19 protein-coding genes are annotated in these 19,359 nt (G+C 29.5%); all 19 read right to left on the bottom strand.

Annotation, left to right across the window (positions count from 1 at the left end):
- The gene (locus B3J44_RS03340; RefSeq protein ID WP_286965781.1) at window positions 1-1,167 is read right to left on the bottom strand and encodes a glycosyltransferase family 4 protein; all 1,167 of its coding nucleotides are present in this window, start codon (window positions 1,165-1,167) and stop codon (window positions 1-3) included.
- Window positions 1,164-2,483 (bottom strand): alpha-1,2-fucosyltransferase, encoded by a 1,320-nt coding sequence (locus B3J44_RS03335; protein ID WP_286965780.1) that lies wholly within the window; start codon window positions 2,481-2,483, stop codon window positions 1,164-1,166. The genes B3J44_RS03340 and B3J44_RS03335 overlap by 4 nt, the downstream gene beginning before the upstream one ends.
- Window positions 2,484-2,506: 23 nt before the next feature.
- Window positions 2,507-3,388, bottom strand: coding sequence for a hypothetical protein (locus B3J44_RS03330; RefSeq protein ID WP_286965779.1), 882 nt, complete (start codon window positions 3,386-3,388; stop codon window positions 2,507-2,509).
- A gap of 21 nt (window positions 3,389-3,409) precedes the next feature.
- Window positions 3,410-4,291 (bottom strand): hypothetical protein, encoded by an 882-nt coding sequence (locus B3J44_RS03325; RefSeq protein ID WP_286965778.1) that lies wholly within the window; start codon window positions 4,289-4,291, stop codon window positions 3,410-3,412.
- Window positions 4,291-5,724 (bottom strand): MBOAT family O-acyltransferase, encoded by a 1,434-nt coding sequence (locus B3J44_RS03320; RefSeq protein ID WP_286965777.1) that lies wholly within the window; start codon window positions 5,722-5,724, stop codon window positions 4,291-4,293. The genes B3J44_RS03325 and B3J44_RS03320 overlap by 1 nt, the downstream gene beginning before the upstream one ends.
- Before the next feature lie 6 nt (window positions 5,725-5,730).
- A complete protein-coding gene (locus tag B3J44_RS03315) occupies window positions 5,731-7,128 on the bottom strand; it encodes a UDP-glycosyltransferase (protein ID WP_286965776.1) in 1,398 nt (465 codons plus the stop codon).
- A 95-nt stretch (window positions 7,129-7,223) separates the two neighbouring features.
- Window positions 7,224-8,105: an N-acetylneuraminate synthase family protein gene (locus B3J44_RS03310; protein WP_286965774.1), complete on the bottom strand. Its 882-nt coding sequence runs from the start codon at window positions 8,103-8,105 to the stop codon at window positions 7,224-7,226.
- Window positions 8,092-9,258: an acylneuraminate cytidylyltransferase gene (locus B3J44_RS03305; RefSeq protein ID WP_286965773.1), complete on the bottom strand. Its 1,167-nt coding sequence runs from the start codon at window positions 9,256-9,258 to the stop codon at window positions 8,092-8,094. Before B3J44_RS03305 ends, B3J44_RS03310 begins: the two co-directional genes overlap by 14 nt.
- Window positions 9,259-9,323: 65 nt before the next feature.
- Window positions 9,324-10,103, bottom strand: coding sequence for a glycosyltransferase (locus B3J44_RS03300; RefSeq protein WP_198857727.1), 780 nt, complete (start codon window positions 10,101-10,103; stop codon window positions 9,324-9,326).
- A 31-nt stretch (window positions 10,104-10,134) separates the two neighbouring features.
- A complete protein-coding gene (locus B3J44_RS03295; RefSeq protein WP_198857728.1) occupies window positions 10,135-11,001 on the bottom strand; it encodes a glycosyltransferase family 2 protein in 867 nt (288 codons plus the stop codon).
- Window position 11,002: 1 nt separating this feature from the next.
- Window positions 11,003-12,043: a glycosyltransferase family 2 protein gene (locus B3J44_RS03290; protein WP_286965771.1), complete on the bottom strand. Its 1,041-nt coding sequence runs from the start codon at window positions 12,041-12,043 to the stop codon at window positions 11,003-11,005.
- On the bottom strand, window positions 12,044-13,120 hold the full coding sequence (locus B3J44_RS03285; RefSeq protein WP_286965770.1) for a glycosyltransferase family 2 protein: 1,077 nt from the start codon (window positions 13,118-13,120) through the stop codon (window positions 12,044-12,046).
- On the bottom strand, window positions 13,117-13,923 hold the full coding sequence (locus B3J44_RS03280) for a hypothetical protein (RefSeq protein WP_286965768.1): 807 nt from the start codon (window positions 13,921-13,923) through the stop codon (window positions 13,117-13,119). Before B3J44_RS03280 ends, B3J44_RS03285 begins: the two co-directional genes overlap by 4 nt.
- Window positions 13,924-13,989: 66 nt before the next feature.
- A complete protein-coding gene (locus B3J44_RS03275) occupies window positions 13,990-15,108 on the bottom strand; it encodes a glycosyltransferase (RefSeq protein WP_286965767.1) in 1,119 nt (372 codons plus the stop codon).
- Complete coding sequence (locus tag B3J44_RS03270) at window positions 15,089-15,814, bottom strand: class I SAM-dependent methyltransferase (protein ID WP_286965765.1); 726 nt, start codon at window positions 15,812-15,814, stop codon at window positions 15,089-15,091. Before B3J44_RS03270 ends, B3J44_RS03275 begins: the two co-directional genes overlap by 20 nt.
- A complete protein-coding gene (locus B3J44_RS03265) occupies window positions 15,801-16,424 on the bottom strand; it encodes a CatB-related O-acetyltransferase (protein ID WP_286965763.1) in 624 nt (207 codons plus the stop codon). The genes B3J44_RS03270 and B3J44_RS03265 overlap by 14 nt, the downstream gene beginning before the upstream one ends.
- Window positions 16,425-17,699, bottom strand: a complete 1,275-nt coding sequence (locus B3J44_RS03260) for a polysaccharide ABC transporter ATP-binding protein (RefSeq protein ID WP_286965761.1) — start codon at window positions 17,697-17,699, stop codon at window positions 16,425-16,427.
- Window positions 17,700-18,563 (bottom strand): ABC transporter permease, encoded by an 864-nt coding sequence (locus B3J44_RS03255; RefSeq protein WP_286965759.1) that lies wholly within the window; start codon window positions 18,561-18,563, stop codon window positions 17,700-17,702.
- A 127-nt stretch (window positions 18,564-18,690) separates the two neighbouring features.
- On the bottom strand, window positions 18,691-19,359 hold a 669-nt coding region (locus tag B3J44_RS03250; RefSeq protein ID WP_286965757.1), incomplete at its 5' end, for a polysaccharide biosynthesis protein.

Raw genomic sequence — 19,359 nt, 5'->3', positions numbered from 1 at the left:
TTACTTCTTTTGATTTAAAATATTTCTGTAAAATTCGATGTTTTTAAGTACAAGCTTATCAATGTCAAATTTTTCTTCTACTTGCGCTCTCGCAATTTTACCTGTTTTTTGTGCTAAAAGAGTGTTCCCTAAAATCTGTTTAATTCTTTCTGCGTATAAATCATGATTTGAAGGATGAACCAAAAAACCACTTTCTCCATCTATAATTAATTCCTGAGACCAGCCAATATTACTATTTACAACTGCTTTTTGCATTGCCATAGATTCTATAGTTACCATTCCTAAAGTTTCTGCAAAAGTTGGAAAAACACACACATTTGCATTTTTTATGTAGTTTTGAATTTCGTCATACGGGATTCTTCCTAAATAATTTACGCTTTTCAAGTCATCTTCGGTAAATAAATTCTTCATTAATTCCCAAGTTGATCTTGAGTTTGTTTTCAAATCAGGAGCATCGCCTCCTATTAAAACTAATTTAGCATTCGGAAAAACCTTTCGTACTTTATTAAAAATTTCTGGAAGTTCTAAAACTCCTTTTTTTCTAATTAAAGTACCAGCATATAGAATCAGATCTTTTTCAAATATTTCAGATGTTTCGTTTTCAAAATTCTTAAGATCCAAACCATAATGAATGGTCTTGATTTCTTTTCCTTTTATATTAAAAAGATTCTTGGAAACTTCTCCCGCAAATTTGGTCGGAGCTATGAATGCTTTTGCTCCATTAATGGCAAGCTTTTCGAACCAAAAATTTTTAAGCTTTTGTTTTCTATTATCTAAATGACAGAAATAAGCATCACTTCCATGAAAACGAATTACTAAAGGAATATTAAAAGACATCAAAGCTGTAATCCCGGTCCAATCTGGAGCCTCAATGATCTCAATTTTATTTTCTAAAATAGTCTTCTGGATAAATTTTTCTATTTTTTTTCTATTCCAGTAAAAATTAAAATATTTCCCCTTACTATTACTTAAACTATAAATTGTAACATTTTCTTCTTCAATAACAAATTCTTCTTGTTGGCCATACACAAATACAGAAACTTGCACATTGGATTTTCTTAGTCTTTCGACCAAAGTAAAAACACTAGTTCCAATTCCTCCATCATGTCCGAAAGCCTTATGAGGATAATGTGATACTATATAAGCAACGTGTAGGTTTGGTTTCATTTTTTTATTTTATACAATTTTTTCTTTATGCTACGCTTCAAATCATTTTCCTTTCGTTTCAAAAATCTCTTAAAACTGAATTTATAACCCGCGACATTAAGAAATCTACCTGCAGAAAAATCTATTAAAATTTCATTTTGATTTGTGCCTTCTTCCTTTAAATTCTTTTTTAAATAAACCTCCCAATTATCATTTTTCTTTCCTTTATCTTTATTGGAAAATGAAAATATCTTAGAGAAAAAACCAAAGTCATTTTGCGGTGTAAATTCATTATAATTCAAACATTTAGAAACTTCAAATATTTGAATTACATTATTAATTATCAAATTAAAATTTGATTTTTCAAGTTTTAGCCAAGAAAAATATATTAAAACTGGAGGTATGAAGTAATCCTTATTAATGAAATAAACATTTTTTTGAGTTTCTGAATTATTTTCACTCAAAACAAAATCAGCTTTAAAATAATCAGATATATATGTTTTTATTTCTTCCTTGTTTTTTTGAGTATTTATAGCAAATGACACATCGGTCAGCTCAATTTTTTGATCTATATGGTTATATTCTGTCCATCTTTCAGGATAATAATCTTTGTCATCAAATTCTTTGCTTTTTTGTCCGTCAAAATTTTTCAATGGTCTTATAATCTTCGAATCCTTCTTTTCTCCCAACCAAGCGGTCCACCAAGAAAAAGTAGAATTACTTATTATAAAATCATTACACATTGCTCCTAAACAAAGTTGTTCTGGCTCATTTAAACCATCTCCAAAAAAGGCATTCTCTAAAAATGAAAAATGATACTTGCAATAGTTAATATCATCGCTCAAAATAACAAGATTGCAGGACTCCCAATTCGGAAAAAAAGTTGCTAAACTATTTAAATAATAATGTATTGGAAGCTGAAAATAGTCTTTATGGTTTACAAAATCTCCTCTTCTTATAGATATCAGTATGGTTCTTTTTTCAAATGTTTTCCTGTATAATTTACTTATTTTTTCTTTCAAAGAATCTGAAAAATCAAAATAGTGCTTGGTTAACTCTGTATCAAAATATTTTTCTGTTTGAAGCCAACCATTGACATCATAATTTTGAGTTTCAAAATTCCATTTATGAAAATGATACTCTTTTTCTTCGATGTCTACAAAATCTTCTAGATTTGCTGATAGAAAAGGCAATTTATTTTTAAACGCATCTTGATATTTCCATAGTAAAAAAACGAATTCACGATCATTTTTGGTCGCCAATCCTATTGTAGAGGCTATTTGAAAAAGCTGATTTCCCAAATTTCCTTTTTTACCTATTTTACTGTATGTAATCATATGAAAAATACTCTCGAGAAAGTTTATTTAGGAAAAAAGTCTTCTAAAATTATTTCTGTAAATTTTTTAGCTCCTGCATCGTTCATGTGCGCACAAGAAGAAAAATATTTATCATCATCAACTCTGTCTTCATAATTATAAATTTCTGGATATAATAAATTTACCTTTTGAAAATAATCTTTTCCTATTAATTTGCTACATATTGGTGTCATGACAGGAATTAATCTGATATTATTTAATTTACAAATCCTTTTAATTTCCTCATAATATTTATTCTTTTGGGGAGGAAAAGTAAAATCTTCAAAATGTAGTTCTTCATTTTCAAATTTTGGTTCGTATCCTCCATATTGAAGATCTTTTGCTTTTTTATCCAATATGTAAAAAAACATCTGTCTAAACCCGATCTTTGCATCATATTTTAAATATCTATAAAATGGAATATAATATAGGCTATTAAAATTCTCTAAGCTTTCATAGTGTTTTTTTATTGCAGGCGAACGATGTAAAAATGGTAAAAATTTCAGAATTGTACCTTCTGATTTTTTTTCTTCTGATCTTAATGTAATATCAACATCAATTATAACATTTTTGATTTTGTTTTTTTTCTCTAATAATAATTTCAAAACCAAATCTGATTCGAATAATTTAGATCCCGGCATTCCAAAGTTATATGTTTTCAACCCCCTCTCTTCAAACATCTGAGTTACGAAATGATTATTTGCTCTAGAAGAACCTAATATTACGACGTCATATTCTTTTGGCTTGGAATTATATATCAACCCTATTTTATCCCTTTTGTTAGATTGAAGAAAAATAAACGAGTATGCTTGATCCAATATAAAGGCCAAAACGAAAACCAGAACTAAGATCTTTAATAAATAAAGCAGAAATTGTCGTTTTTTCATAAAATAATTTACCCTTTAATTTTATTTATTAAAAAAATCATAAATAATTCTTGCTGTAAATAATTTTGCACCTTGATCTGTCATATGCCCGCAAGAAGAAAAATATTTATTTTCTATAACAACATTTTCATAATTATGAATTTCAGGATACGCCTTTTTTAACTTATCAAAGTAATTCATTCCAACAACATTCTCGCACATTGGCGTCATAACAGCAATAAAATTGATGTCGTTCTTTTTGCAAATATTTTTAATCTCTTCATAATATTTATTGTGTGGCAATGGCTTCAAATTGGCAATGTTATTTTTCATATTGCCGTTCTTATGCTTTTCCAAAGGATAATATCCTAAATTATCTAGAGCGTTAGTTTTTTCATTTTTAGCTATTTTATAAATCTCACGAAAACCAATTTTAGAATCAAATTTTATATATCTATAAAAAGGGATGTAATACAATTCATTAAAGTGTTTTTCTTTCGAAAATTGATCTTTTATGACTTTTGAACAATGAATATATGGCAGAAATTTTGCAGCAACTCCTTCAGATTCCTGATCATTAGAAAGATTTAAATCGGCTTCGAGAATTAAATTTTTTATTTCATATTTTCTTTCTATCATTAATTTTAACATTAATGAAGCTTCAAATAAATGTCCGCCACTCATTCCGTAGTTAAACGTTTTTAATCCTTTATCTTCGAACATTTGAGAAACAAAATGGTTATTAGCTCTTGAAGAGCCTAAAATAACCACATCATACTTCTTTGCTGTAGAATTGAAAACGGTTTCTATTTTTCCACGATTTTTGGACTGTATAAAAGCATAAGTATACAATCCGTCCAAAAGAACTGCTATCACAGCTGTTAAAAGAAAAATTCCTAATATGTACAATAAAAACTTCTTCATTAAAACTGGAAATAAATAAATTCTTTATAATCCGAATAAGTTCCAAGAGCTAGTATTGCCAAAATAGCCAATGCCATTTTCAAAAAACTTCTTTTTCCAGAAATTGGTTCGACTTTGGTTCTGTTGTTCCACTCCACAAGAACAAATAATCCAATAATCAATAATAACTCATAATTATAACGTTCGTTATCTAAATACTGAGGGCTAAACTCGCCGTTAGTAAATATTCTTTTTAGATACAAAACAGCATCTGTAATAGTTTTTGCTCTAAAAAATACCCAAGCAATACAAGTCAATAAAAATGTCGTCAGAATACTAAACAATACTTTGACAGAATCTAGATTCCATTTTAGAACTATAGAATCCATATTATTTCTATTACTATTTGAAATCAATAGCGGAAGGAAATAAACAGCATTTATAAATCCCCAAACAATATATGTCCAGTTGGCTCCATGCCAGAATCCACTAACAACAAAAATGATAAATGTATTTCGGATTTTCATCCAAAGTCCACCTTTGCTTCCACCTAGAGGAATATATAAATAATCTCTAAACCAAGAAGAAAGTGAGATATGCCAACGACGCCAAAACTCTGCTATATCTCTTGAAAAATATGGATAATTAAAGTTTCGTAATAAGTCTAAACCAAATAATTTAGAAACCCCTAGTGCGATATCTGAATATCCTGAGAAATCTCCATAAATCTGAAACGCAAAATAAATTGCCCCCATAATTAATGAAAAAGAATTCATTGACTGATAATGATCAAAAATAGCATTAGCATAAACTGCACAAGTATCTGCAATAACCACTTTTTTAACAAGTCCCCAAACAATTTGATAAACTCCCTCTTTTGCTTTTTCTAAATTAAACTCGCGTTTTTCTTTTAACTCTGGAAGTAAATGCGTTGCTCTTTCAATTGGTCCAGCAACTAAAAGAGGAAAGTAACTTACAAATAAAGAATAATCTATAAAATTATATTCTGCTTTAATTCTTTTATAATAAATATCAATTACATAAGATAATCCATGGAAAGTGTAAAATGAAATTCCAACAGGTAAAACTACATTCAATAACATTGGACTTACTTTAAAGCCAAATGAAGTAAACATTTCTGCAAATGAAGTTGCAAAGAAGTTATAGTATTTAAAGACTCCTAGAAATCCTAAATTCACCAAAATACTAAGCCAAAACCAAAATTTTCGACTTTTTCCCGAATTACTTTTCTCGATTTGAATTCCTGTGAAATAATCTAAAAATGTTGAAAAAACTAGCAGAAATAGAAACCTCCAATCCCAACAAGAATAGAAATAATAGCTTGCAACAATTAATAAAGCATTTTGGGTATTTTTGGTTTTATTGAAAACAAACCAATATAGAAAAAAAACAATTGGCAAAAAGATGGCAAATGCCAGCGAGTTAAAGAACATAAATATCTACTTTTTTAAAATGCAGTTTAAACTTTTCCAAATTTTTTCAGATGCTTGAGTAGGATTTGGTCCAACAATAATCTCAAACCACTTTTTACTGTCTTTAACACTTGAAATTTTTCCGTCAATAATATCTTTAACCATATTGGTTAGATCTTTTTTATCTCTTATCCATAAAGCAGCCTCCTCTGAGGGTTTTGATCTAAAATGAATGTATTTGTAATTTTGCCCAATATCACGAATTCCCTTTCTAAGTTGTGGCTGTTCGTAATCAAAAAATAAGCAAGATTTATCGTGAGCAGAAAAATCAAATACCATTGATGAAGCAATATTACCAACAAATTCTGTGTATTCACAAATATTTGCCTGCAATGCAAAATCTTCTTTTGTCGGCATAATTTCATTCCAACTTTCCCCAACTGGACTCCATAACGGATCAATGTTTACAATAACATCTTGATATTTCTTCAAAACCTCATCATAACGATCTGTAAAGTCTACTGGGCATTTTCGGTAAATGATTCCTAAAGAATATCCATTTTGGTTTAATTCTCTAACTGATAATGCTAAATCTTCTAAATAGTATTGATCTAAAGGAGATGTAACTATATCATCACCAGAATAACAAATATATTTTTTGTTTAAGTCGAGATCATGTGAATTATAAAATTCTTCTTTTGATTGTAAAATTGTTTTATCAAAATGACTTTCGAACTGAGGTGTTCCTGTTACAAAAATCTGGTTTTCTTTTACATAAGGACAATACATTAAAACCTCTTTTTTCATGTGTTCACTCCACACAAAATAATAATCAGTTTCTACTAGCGTCGTTGCTTTAGGAAGATTATCCCAAGAAAAGATAAAAGTTCCTGTTGGAATTCCTAAGTCTTGTGCTGCTAAAATAGAAGCAATTGCTTGAGTTGGGCGCTGATTGGTGCAAAAAACAAAATCTGGTTTGTATTTTTCTAATTGTCTTTTACTTTCTTTGTATTTACTTGTAGTTCGCTCACCTTTTTTTATTTGCTTTCTAACAAATTTGATTCCTTTTTCGTTAGATCCAAAAGTTGTCAAAGCATCGACCATTAAACTTTTAGCAAGATTAGCAACTCCTTTATAAGATTGCGGAAAATTATAGGTATTGTAAACCACCTCTTTAAATTTCTTATCAAAGAAATTTAATTCCATTCTTTTACGTGCGCGGCTATAAACTGTTGTTAACGGATGTAATCCTTTTTCTTGAATTTTTAATTCTTCAAAACCTAGTTTCTCCTTAATCGAAAATGGAGTGTTGTTCCAATATGTAATATCGAAATCATTTTGTTCTCCAATTTCTTTAAAAGAGGTTAAGGCAAAATTTCGAAGTCCAACACCATCAGGCAAAAAAATAAATATGTTTTTTTTCATTTTAATTTAAATAGAATCTAATAGGAAAATTTTACATCTTCATTTTTAGCCTCTGTTACGGTTAAGATATTTAAATGGCTTTAATTGAAATCCTTTTAAGCTTGTACTTTTTTGTTTTTTAGTTTGTCTCTTTGAATTTGTTCGATTGGCAAAATATCGGCAGACTTAAAAGTCAACGCTTGATAGACCGCCTGAAGATCACGAGTAAGTTTGCGTAAACCCATTGGTTCTAATGAAGCAGCATGATCTGTACCTTTCCAAGTTCTGTCTAGGGTATAATGTCTTTCTATAATATTAGCTCCTAAAGTATATGCAGCTATATCTACAGCAATTCCTAAATGATGACCCGAAAAGCCTATATGCTTTACCAAATGACCATACTTTTGCTGTAAGATATTAATATCTAATAAGCAAACATCTTCAAAGGGAACCGGATAACCCGATGTACAGTTGTATAAAACTAAATCTTGGTTTCTTTCTTTTTTAGTAAAAAATTCAACCAAAGTATCTGTCTCATCTTTAGTTGTCATTCCTGTAGAAATATGAATTTCTCCCGAATAATTTTCGCTAAGCCATTCCAACATTTCAAAATTGTTGTTGCAAGCAGATGGTATTTTAATAAAATCTGGATTTAATGATGCGATTTCTTTTGCTGAAGTTGTATCCCAAACCGATGTAGAATATATAATTCCGATTTCTTCGCAATATGATTTTAACTCTCTATGCTGTTCAACATCAAATTCTAAGAACTCTCTATGTGCACCATAAGTCTCTCCATAAGAATTAGAAGCATTTGGATGCGGAGCATAATATTGTTCCTCTGTTAGAAGTTCTTTATTATTGCGCTTTTGGAATTTTACTGCATCTGCGTTTCCGAAGATCTTTGCAATTTTAATTAATTCCTTTGCTATTTCCATTTCGCCTTTATGATTACATCCAATTTCTGCAATCACATAAGGTTTTTTAAATTCCTTCATAACGTTTATTATACTTTAATAAAATTTCACAAGTTTCTCGTATTGCTCCACCTCCAGATTGGTATGTTAAAACATAATCTGCATTTGCTTTTACAATATCTGTTGCATCAGCTGGTGCAAAAGACCATCCAACACTACAAATATTAGTCAAATCATTTACGTCATCACCCACGTAGGAAACGGCGCCAAAACTACTATTTCTCTCTGAAAGAAAATGTGTTAAAAAGGAAAATTTATCTTTTACTCCTAAAAATATATGTTTAATCTGCAATTTCTTCATTCTCTGCGCAACTAATTCAGAATTTTCTGAAGTCATAACTACAACTTCGACATTATTTTGTCTTAGAATTTCCAAGCCCATTCCGTCGCGCATATCAAACTTTTTAGCCATTTCGCCATTGGCATCATAATAGACACATCCATCTGTAAAAACGCCATCGACATCTAAAACTAAATAATCTATTCTTTGGTGCAATTTTTGTTTTTTCTGACGATCTCCTAAAAGTTTTTCAATAATATCCCAATCAGATAAACTATCAATTTCTACAAGAGATTCTTCTGCCATTTTTACCAAGCCAATAGAACCGCTTACTCTATTTTTAGAATTTAAGAAAGCGTCTTTTGTGGTAACATAAACAGCTCCATTTTCAATCAATAATCCATCAAAATCTTGGCGTCTTGGTCTTTTAAAAACATCATAATTACTTGGAGTTCCATTTGAATTCCAAATAAAACGGTGTGTATTGACAACAGTCAAAGCCGATTCTTTTTTATTGATAAGGATTTCGTTTAATGCAGTATTAATATCTTGGGCTTTTGTCATTGGAGAAGTTGCCTGCAATAAGCACAGCACATCAAAATCGTTTTTTACCAATGTTGCAAATTCCAGCATGGCGCTTTCTGTAGATGCGGTGTCAGAAGCATTTTCGTCATTCCTTAAAAGCGTCTTTACTTTTGGAGTCCAAAAATATTCTCTCTTGATATAATCAATAATATCTTGATCGTCTGTAAAAATATAAACCTCATCTAATTCTGAGAAAATAGCTTCTGTTAAAACCCATGAAAAAAGTGGTCTTCCAAGCATTTTCTTTTTATTTTTCCCAGGAATTCCTTTTGAATTTTTACGAAGTGGAATTATAGCGGTTTTTTTCATAAAATTTACCTTTTTAATTTGTCTCTTTAAATAAGAGTATGAATTCATTTATTAACTATTCAGTTTTAGAATTTATTAGGCCTTTTCAATATAAATTTAATTTTAAACCAAAATCGTAAAAATGTATAATAGATATCAACTGCAAAATTTTTCAATAATATCAAAAGCGACTTAATGAGCCCTTTAAAGGCTGAAAAGAATGAGATGTCCTCATGCCAAAGTTGGTAGTTACCAATTATATCATTTTTGAATCTAAAAAAAACTTGCTTCTTTGTTCTTTTAATTTCATAATGAAAAATTGATTCAACAAACTCGATATCGTATCCCTCTTTCAATACTCTTTTTGTCCATTCTTTATCTTCAAAAGTCGCGACATCACTTCTAAAATTATGTTTCTTCCATACTTCTCTATTAAAAGCAGATCCCGAAAAAATTAATCCCGATTTATTCGGATCCTCTTTTGCCAAAACATTATTTATAAAATTCTTATAATCATTTGAACTATGAAGACACCTCAAACCTGCTAGATTTTCATTGTTTCGAAATTTCTCTTTTATTAGTTTAAAGAAATCATGACTTACCGGATATGAATGTGCACTAAAAATAACCACTATTTTTTGACTAGCCTGAGCTGCTGCAAGATTTGCACTTTCTCCGTAACTAAAATCTACAATAGACACAAATCTGGCTCCATATTTCTCAACAATTACTTCACTTTCATCTATAGACAAGTTATCAATTACAATAATTTCATGAATGTCATCATTATATCTTTGCCTAAGATTTCTTAGTAAAAACTCTAATGCTTTTGCTTGATTTTTATTTCTGATTACAACTGAAATCATTCTTAATTATTTATTACGTATTCAAAAGTATTTACTTCAAATATTTTAAAAAATTTATTTTTTGTAAAATTCTAAAAGGCTTCATTATTATTTTAGCTATTTTATATTCTAGTGAATTCTTAATTTTTTTTTCACTCTGACTATATCTTTTTAATAGAAAAATAAAATAGGATAAGGTCATGTCAAAATTTTCAACATAAATTTCCTTATGTTTCATATATATATATTCTACATTATTCTGCGCATGATTTTGTAACGTGTCAATCAACATCGATTTTTTAGCTTTTCTATAATAAAACAATGATTCCTCTACAAATTTGAATTTCCATGATCTTTTTGTTATGTTAATCCAAAACTCCCAATCCTCAAATCCATTTTTCATATTTTCATCATATCCTCCAACTTGCTCCCAACATTCCTTTCTATATAATGAAGATGCCATCATTATGTTTTCATACATGAGGTCACGATAATTAGAGCCAGAAACTTTGGTTTCAAAAATGATATTACTTTTTTTGTCTCTAAAAAAATAGCTTTGACATGAAACAATCCCTAGACTTAGATCCTTATTAAGTTCCGGAATTAATCTTGACAAATAATTTTCGTGCAAAAAATCATCTGAATCTAAAGGAAGGATGAACTCTCCTTTAGAAATTTTAATTCCAGCATTTCTCGCACTCGAAAGCCCTCCATTTTCTTTAAAAAGATACTTGAATCTATCATCTTTAGCACACCATTTTGATGCTACAAGCTCTGTATCGTCTGGACTTCCATCATTAACAATTATACATTCCCAATTATTATAATTTTGATTTAAAACAGACTGCAATGTCTCATCTAAAAAATGTGCTTGTTTATAACAAGGGACAATTATAGATACTAAAATTTTAACCTCCATTTTATTTATTTATGACTTTTTTTAGATGAACTCGGAATTTATTCATTCCAACACCTTTAATACTGAAAAGTCTAGTATTTAATAATAACATTAAATTTAACAAACAAGTCTTTTGCTTAAATGAATACAAATCTGATCTTAAAAACCATTTGAAAAGTAAATTAACCTCTTTTTTATTTTTATCAAAATGCGGAATAGCAAATTCTAGAATAATTTTACAGCTAAATTTTCTAAAATCAGCAAGGTAATTCTGTTTCGTTAACAAATCTGAGTGTATATCGTAAAATATAACTAAGGATTCAAGTATATTAGAAATGAGATTATTATTTAAAACTTTAGATTCATCTACTCTATAATAAGTATCAATCTTAAAATCTCTATATAATTTTAATTGATTTGTTTGCGAAAGTACTTTTACATTGAAACTTACATCTTGAAATCGTTTTAGATTTTCATCAAACTTACAATTTCTAATGCAACTTTTTTTATACAAACCTGCGGTAGTCTGCCAAGGAATTGTATAACTTAAGAACATCCTTAAATAATTTGTACTTTCCTTTAATTCTGGATCTTTGTTAAAGGAAAATGATTGTTTTACATCATCAAGAAGAAAAGCTCCATCTCTAATTAATAAATCTATCGAAAGGTCACTAGTAACTATCTTTACCCTTTCTTCTAAGCAAAAAGACTCACAAATATCATCTGAATCTAAAAACATTATATATGCCCCACAACTATTTTCAATCCCATAATTTCTGCAAGCATTCGCTCCCTTTAAACGATCATCTGGACGGCGGTAAAACTTGAAACGATTATCGTCTTTTAAATATTTATTTATTATATTTTCTGTATCGTCATTTGAACCATCATCGACAATAATACATTCCCAATTTTGATAAGTTTGGTTTAGTATACTATCTAGCGTCTCACTAATAATGTGTGCACGATTATATGTTGGAATTATTACAGAAACTTTAGGCTCATTCATGAGATTTATATTTTCGAAACAGCTCAATTCTTTTGAGGCTGCTTTTCTAATCACTTATTTTTTTATTTTGAATCTGATACTATTTAATTCGTCACCGACCTCGTACAAGTAAGGAAAAGTATGGTAAAAAGAAATAATATGAAGCAACAGTAAATCATTAATTTCTTTTAAAGTATAATATTTAGGAACTTTTTTGCCTAGAATTTTCTTTAATTTATATTTCAGAGAATTCTGAAAAGGATCTTCCATAAAACTAATGTTTAAAATATCGCCTTCAAAATTCGGTAATTCACAAAACAGAAAGTGGCTGACAACCTCTTTTTTGTTAAGCATTATTTTTTCTTGCCTGTCCTTTTTTAAAATCTCAAAATCATTTTTACAAATACCAGCTCCCCAGTTTATACTATTAACTTGTACTCCCTTATTTTTGGTATTTGCTAACAGTTTTTGATTATTTATTTTTATAATATCTGTCAGTTGCAGATCTTTTGTAAGCACTTTTTTTTCTTCTTTTCTATAGCTAATATGCCATTGATGAAGCATTAAAATTTCTTCCGAATAAAAAACACTTTCAATACCATTTTTTCCTAATCGATTATGAATATCGATATCTTCAGCTCCCCAAAAATGCAAAAACTCATCATATCCTCTTACTTCTTTCAAACTATTAAGATGAAATAATGATAATCCTTGCGCGCCAACTCCACTGCTAAAATCAATTTCAAAATCTTGAAATTTCTTATCAGATTCTGATTCTTTTTCATTCAAGAAACCAACTTTAAAATAATAGCCTTTAAGTGGATTTTTTAATTCATGAAGTTTACAAACAAAATTTGGACTAAAAATCATATCAACATCAGCTGTAAATATGTACTCTGTGGTAGCATTTTTTAGTCCAATGTTAATTGCTTTAGCTCTTGACCAAGGCTGAAATTCTGAATAATTATAAATGTATTTTACAAATTTATAATTAGCCATCAAGGCTTTAATATTGGATGCTGAAACTGAATTTGAGCCATAGTCTACAAAAACAACTTCAAAATCAGAATTTGTCTGTTCTTTCAGCGAATCTAAAGAGCGTTTAACCCGGACGGATTCTCTATTGCGATAAGGAAAAATTATTGTTATCATTTTCCTATATATTTTTTTATACTTTTTTTAAGTCTTTTCTTAAAATTAAAAAATCTCCTTTTAAAAATTTGGACGTCTTTTAAATTGATTGATGCTTCTTCAATCTTAAATTCTTTTATATAATGATCAATTCTTTTGGTTTGTTTTTCATGGACTTTATAGGCTCGAGCATACCAACTGTGAAAAGCTATTTTATTTCCATTTACATCAAGAACTATATTTCCCGTTTCGTCATTATTAACTGGATTTATCGTATCGAGATATAAAATTTTAAAGCCTTTTAGAATAGCCCAAAAATAAAAACAGTAATACGGTTCATCAAGGCTCTTTATATCATAATCGTATTTTAAAAAAGAATAGTCTTTATTCTCAAAAATTTCTGGGATAAATATTTGATGCTCTTTGATTGACTCAAAGTCATATATTTCTGATAATTTCTTGAAATTTATTACAGAGAAAAAAGTGTTAATTACTTCTGGGTTATTAATTCTGTGTTTAATTAATCCACCATCTCTAACTCCAGATATTTGATAATCATTTTTGTCCATGTACGTAATCAAATCGAAAACAAGATTAGAATCATAGAAAAAAATGTCTTCATCTGCCATTATAATCCACTCATACTTTTTATTGTTGAGTTTCTTAAACATATAGTTTATACTCTCTAAACCATACATACCATTAGTTCCATCAATAACGATTTTATCAATCTCCTCTGGAAAAATTGTAGCTGTTCTTTTATACAACTCAAAATTTGCAACAGTGGTAAGAATGGCAATTTTAGATTTATCAATCGTATCCATATTTTCTAATTTTCTTTGATTAACATTTCTAAATCGTATAAAGCAGTAATAGAAATTATAGAATACTTACCTTTTAATTAAGGCTTTTTCTATTAGATCGTCTATTACATCTAAATGTTTCTTTAACGCAAAATTACTTTTTACGAGTTCTTTCCCTTTTTCACCAAATTGCTTTGCCAAACTTCTATTTTCTAGAAAAAATATCATCTTTTCTGCCATCATTTCTACATCATGCTCTTCGACTAAAAAACCGGTTTTGCCATCAATGATGACATCAGGAATGCCAGCATGTTGGGTTGAAATAACAGGCAATCCTGCAGCAGAAGCCTCTAAAATTGCGACAGGTGTACCTTCTTGATCTCCAGAAATTGCAGTTACTGAATGTTGAACAAAAGCTAAAGAGTCTTCTAAATATCCAAGAAAATCTTCTCTTCCAATTATTCCAGGCAACGATACATTTTTATCTATTTTTAAATAACGTATCAAATTTACACAGGTTTCGTACAATACTCCGTTTCCGCCAATAACTAATTTTGCATCTGGAAATTTATTCAAAACTTTATTAAAGGCTAAAATAGTATAATATGGAGCTTTCTTATTTACAAAACGTCCTACAGCTATAAAAGTTGAGTTTTTAAATGAAGGTTTAACATCTAAAAAAATAGAATTTGGTCCATAGACATTGTAGACAATTTTCTCATTTGGGCAACCAAGCTCAATTAATCTTTGCCTCATTGATAAAGATACAGCAATAACATATTTGCTATATAAAAATACTTCTTTGTAATTATTGCATTGCGTTATGATAGAATACTCTGAAGCATCATAACCATGAAAGTGAGTTATTAAAGGTAGATTTAATTTTTCGCAGACTGAAACAATTTTATCTGCTGTTGGACCATATTGTGCCAAAACTACATCTATCTTATTTTTTTTGAGTGACCGTATAAAGGCCTGTTCTGTGGCACTAAATTTAGTAAAAGCTATTTTTTGTTTTATCTTAAAGATGATTAGGTCAAATTTTGAAAATAACTTTCCTTTATTTTCTAGAAAAGTTGGTACGGTTCCATTAAAATAATAAAAAATTTCTCCTTTCAATCCTTTTTTTTGCTCCTGAATAAAAGTCTCCGAATAGATATTTTGTCCTGGAGATACAATCGCGATTTTATTTTTTTGCAAAGCCATATAGTCCAGTTATCATTTGTCCTTCTTTAAAATCTGTATTCAAACTTTTATCCTTTTTTATTAAATAATGAATTAAAGGTTTTATAATTAAAGACAGAATTTTTCTCTTTTTACCACTCATCGGAGCTCTACTTACCCATAACCCCATCATTTGTGCCATCGAAGCGTGCCAGCCACCTAACGCTTTAATTTCAATATTATCAAATCCTGAATTCTCAAGATGTCGTTGTAAGGAAAAAGGGGTGTATCTATATTCATCATGAGGCACTTCATGAAGATTCCATAAAAATGGAACTGTAAAGAAAAAAACACCGTTCTCTTTTAAAACCCTATAAACTTCTTTTAAAATTCTTTCTGGTTCTGGACAATGCTCTAAAACTTCTGTTCCAAATGCACAATCAAAAGAGTTGTCTTCAAAAGGCATATTGATTCCATTCCAAGTAAAGTCTGGTTTTATCTCCGAATCATAAACCAGTGCTTCCTCTATATCAAGACCAATATAATTTGTTACCTCACTATTTTTAAGAATATAATTTCTATATGGCATTTTGCCACAACCTATATCTAATATTTTTCCATCAAATCTATTCAAATTCTTTGTTAATGCATTTAAAATAGAAGTTCTAATGTAATATCTGTCTAAATTTGAATAACTTAATTTAATGTGAAAAAAACCGTCATCCGAATTATTTTTATTCACTTTCATTTTTTAGCACTTTAAAAACATCTTCAATATTTTTCATCACAAAAAAATTATGATTCTTTTTAATTCTCGAAATTTCCCAATCCCACCATTTAATTTCGAGTAATTCATTTATAATTTTGCTATCAAATCGATACTTAATTATCTTTGCTGGCACACCTCCTACAATGGCGTAGTCTGGTACATCATTAATCACCGTAGCTCCAGCGGCAATGACAGCTCCGTTGCCAATTGTTATACCATTTTTGATATATACATTAGCCCCAATCCAAACATCATTTTTAATGATTACTTTCTGATGATGATCAAAATAATCTTTCGTTGCAATTTTGATGTCAAATTTCTTTGTACCATAATAAAATAATGGACTTGTACTCAAAAATTCAGTAGGATGATCTCCATAACCAATTATAACATGCGGACCAATCGAACAAAACTTACCTATGGTTGTAGAATGTATTTTCGAACTCGGAGAAATATATGAATAATCTCCTATCTCAGATGCAAAAAACTCTACATTATTCCCAATGATATATTTTTTCTCTGCCTCTAGATCCTTCTTCTGTGAAGAAAATACAATTAGAATTTTCTTAACTAATTTTTTTAGTCCCATCTAGATTTCATCTACAAATTTAACCTCCCACTCAGCTTCTTCAATATATGCGCAAGTCCCTGCAACCCATTTATATGGGTGTACTATCCCAAACATTACAACTTCAAAAGGGCATATTTCACTGATAGTTTCCAATTTATTGAGGCCATTGTTATCTGCAAAATGAATAATAAGACTATATTTCCCCATAAAAAGCCTTAATCGTGGAATTTTGCAAGTTAAATTGTAATAGCCTTTCTTTTTCGCAAATGGTATATTTTTATCAAAATTCCAAGAATACAACATTGGAGATTCATTCTCATTAATTGCCTGAATAGCAATAGCCGCTTGTTCTAAAGCCTCTGGCACAAATATCTGAATATCTATTTCAAACGCTTCATTATTCCTTTGAACGTTATTAGGCAATGTAGTCTTTAATTCTACCTTAGTGATTGAAGCTTTATCTAATTTTGGCTCCGCTAAGTAAATATTATCTTTGGTATATTCTAAAGCCAAATATTTAGAAATTGCAGCCCCTGTTTCACCTTCAAAGATTATTCCTCCGTTTTGCATGATAATGCATTTTGTTGTAAGAGTACTTACTGCTTGCATATTATGACTTACAAATAAAACAGTTCTACCACCTTGTCTTGAAATATCCTGCATTTTACCAATCGCTTTCCTTTGAAATTCAGCATCACCAACTGCCAAAACCTCATCAACCACTAAAATTTCAGGCTCTAGAAAAGCCGCAACAGCAAATGCTAAACGAACTGTCATTCCAGAACTATATCTTTTTACAGGAGTGTCTATATAGCGCTCACAACCTGAAAATTCAATAATTTCATCAAGCTTTGAAGTAATTTCCTTTTTGGTCATTCCTAAAATAGCTCCATTAAGAAAAATATTTTCTCTTCCTGTCATCTCTCCGTTAAACCCTGTTCCAACTTCTAGCAAAGAAGCGATACGCCCTCGTGATTTTATATTACCTGTTGTTGGAGCCGTAACTTTTGAAAGTATTTTTAAAAGCGTAGATTTTCCTGCTCCATTTTTTCCAATAATTCCTAAAACTTCACCTCTTTCAACTTCAAAATTTATATCTTTTAAAGCCCAAACATAATCTGACGTTCCTTTGGTAGAACGATCGTTAGTATCTCCAATTTTTAGATATGGATTTTCTTTTCCTCTAATTTTATGCCACCATCGATTCAAATCATGACTTAAAGTTCCTGTACCGACTTGACCTAAGCGGTATTGTTTAGAAATATTTTCGGCTTTTAGTATTATATCTTTCATTTATACGGTATCTATAAAGCTTTTTTCTGTTCTATTAAAAACTAATAATCCAGTAAAGAAAACAACAATTGTAACTACCATTGTATATATTAAACCTAAAATTGATATATTCCCAATATTTAATAACATATAACGTGAAGTTTCTATCACATAAGCTAATGGATTGTATTCTACAATCCATCCAAATTTTGGGAGTTTTTCTTTTATTAATTCCATCGGGTACATTACGGCAGATATATACATTAAAAGCTGTACGCCGAAACCAACTAAATTATTTAGATCCCTATATTTTGTAACCATTGAAGAAATCATCATTCCTAAACCTAGTCCCAAAATTCCCATAACTGAAATTAAGATTGGGAAAAATAATATAGATACATTAAGTTGTAAATCTACTCCTTGAAAATAAAAGAAAATGTAAAAGAAAATAAATATACCTAATTGAATCCCAAATTTAATTAAGTTCGAAATCACTATAGACAAAGGAGTAATAATTCTTGGAAAATATACTTTCCCAAATATATTGGCATTAGATTTAAATGTATCAGAAGTCCCATTTAAACAAGCCGTAAAATAATTCCAAACCATTATTCCTGCTAAATTGAATAAAAATGGAGGAATCGTTCCAGTCTTAATTCCTGCAACGTTATTAAAAATAATAGTAAAAGTAATAGAAGTAAACAAAGGCTGTATTAAATACCATAGAGGCCCCAAAACAGTTTGTTTATAAACTGTTATAATATCTCTTTTAACAAAAAGCATTAATAAATCTCTATACTGCCAAATTTCCTTAAAATTGAGCGTAAGAAATTTATTTTTTGGTGTTATCTCAAACAACCAATCGTTTGTATTTTTAGAATCCATTTAAGAGCGTAAAAATCTTATTTTAAAAAATTAACAAGATTTTTAATATTTTAGAATTTGTTTAAAAATGTCAAAAGGCGTTTAAAAAACACCTCTTGATTATATTTGATTTTATTTTTGTTTAATATTATTTATCTAAAACTTCAAAAGTCGAATTCATACTTTTAAATTCTGGAACTATTTTTTTCATTTTAGCAACAATATCATCATTTTCGTAAAAATCAGCAATTCCAATTAATTCATCAACATCAATATGAAGATTCTCATACTCGTCTTGAATTTCTTGCGCAATCATAATTTTATTATGATATGTTGGAAGAGTTTTTGAAGTATCATTTAATAATTCTTCATAAAGCTTTTCTCCAGGTCTTAGACCAACAATTTTAATTTTGATTTCTTTATCTGGTATAAAACCAGCCAGCTTAATCATTTTTCGGGCTAAATCGATAATTCTAACTGGCTTACCCATATCAAAAATATAGATTTCTCCTCCATTCCCCATAGCTCCAGCTTCCAATACAAGTTGACAAGCTTCTGGAATTGTCATGAAATAACGTATAATATCTTGATGTGTGATTGTTACAGGCCCACCTTCTGCAATTTGTTTAGTAAATAACGGAACGACTGACCCATTTGAACCTAGAACATTTCCAAAACGAGTCGTTATAAATTTTGTCCCTCCTTGAATGTTTTCTCTTTGATTTTTTAAGAATAGAGACTGTACATATTTTTCTGCGATTCGTTTACTGGCTCCCATTACATTGCTTGGGTTAACAGCTTTATCTGTAGAAACCAT

Origin of the sequence: Flavobacterium sp. UBA4854, assembly GCF_002399805.1 — a bacterium.
In the GTDB taxonomy this organism is placed as follows: domain Bacteria; phylum Bacteroidota; class Bacteroidia; order Flavobacteriales; family Flavobacteriaceae; genus Flavobacterium; species Flavobacterium ginsengisoli.
The sequence above is the reverse complement of the archived record's forward strand: the minus strand, read 5'-3'. Positions and strand labels throughout refer to the sequence as shown.

What these genes read in the sequence shown, in the direction of transcription:
- B3J44_RS03275 (WP_286965767.1), bottom strand. Translation starts at nt 15,108, where the DNA reads ATGGCTTTGCAAAAAAATAAAATCGCGATTGTATCTCCAGGACAAAAT.
- B3J44_RS03320 (WP_286965777.1), bottom strand. Translation starts at nt 5,724, where the DNA reads ATGTTCTTTAACTCGCTGGCATTTGCCATCTTTTTGCCAATTGTTTTT.
- B3J44_RS03330 (WP_286965779.1), bottom strand. Translation starts at nt 3,388, where the DNA reads ATGAAAAAACGACAATTTCTGCTTTATTTATTAAAGATCTTAGTTCTG.
- B3J44_RS03255 (WP_286965759.1), bottom strand. Translation starts at nt 18,563, where the DNA reads ATGGATTCTAAAAATACAAACGATTGGTTGTTTGAGATAACACCAAAA.
- B3J44_RS03325 (WP_286965778.1), bottom strand. Translation starts at nt 4,291, where the DNA reads ATGAAGAAGTTTTTATTGTACATATTAGGAATTTTTCTTTTAACAGCT.
- B3J44_RS03285 (WP_286965770.1), bottom strand. Translation starts at nt 13,120, where the DNA reads ATGATAACAATAATTTTTCCTTATCGCAATAGAGAATCCGTCCGGGTT.
- B3J44_RS03315 (WP_286965776.1), bottom strand. Translation starts at nt 7,128, where the DNA reads ATGAAAAAAAACATATTTATTTTTTTGCCTGATGGTGTTGGACTTCGA.
- B3J44_RS03260 (WP_286965761.1), bottom strand. Translation starts at nt 17,699, where the DNA reads ATGAAAGATATAATACTAAAAGCCGAAAATATTTCTAAACAATACCGC.
- B3J44_RS03280 (WP_286965768.1), bottom strand. Translation starts at nt 13,923, where the DNA reads ATGGATACGATTGATAAATCTAAAATTGCCATTCTTACCACTGTTGCA.
- B3J44_RS03265 (WP_286965763.1), bottom strand. Translation starts at nt 16,424, where the DNA reads ATGGGACTAAAAAAATTAGTTAAGAAAATTCTAATTGTATTTTCTTCA.
- B3J44_RS03270 (WP_286965765.1), bottom strand. Translation starts at nt 15,814, where the DNA reads ATGAAAGTGAATAAAAATAATTCGGATGACGGTTTTTTTCACATTAAA.
- B3J44_RS03300 (WP_198857727.1), bottom strand. Translation starts at nt 10,103, where the DNA reads ATGATTTCAGTTGTAATCAGAAATAAAAATCAAGCAAAAGCATTAGAG.
- B3J44_RS03335 (WP_286965780.1), bottom strand. Translation starts at nt 2,483, where the DNA reads ATGATTACATACAGTAAAATAGGTAAAAAAGGAAATTTGGGAAATCAG.
- B3J44_RS03310 (WP_286965774.1), bottom strand. Translation starts at nt 8,105, where the DNA reads ATGAAGGAATTTAAAAAACCTTATGTGATTGCAGAAATTGGATGTAAT.
- B3J44_RS03295 (WP_198857728.1), bottom strand. Translation starts at nt 11,001, where the DNA reads ATGGAGGTTAAAATTTTAGTATCTATAATTGTCCCTTGTTATAAACAA.
- B3J44_RS03340 (WP_286965781.1), bottom strand. Translation starts at nt 1,167, where the DNA reads ATGAAACCAAACCTACACGTTGCTTATATAGTATCACATTATCCTCAT.
- B3J44_RS03305 (WP_286965773.1), bottom strand. Translation starts at nt 9,258, where the DNA reads ATGAAAAAAACCGCTATAATTCCACTTCGTAAAAATTCAAAAGGAATT.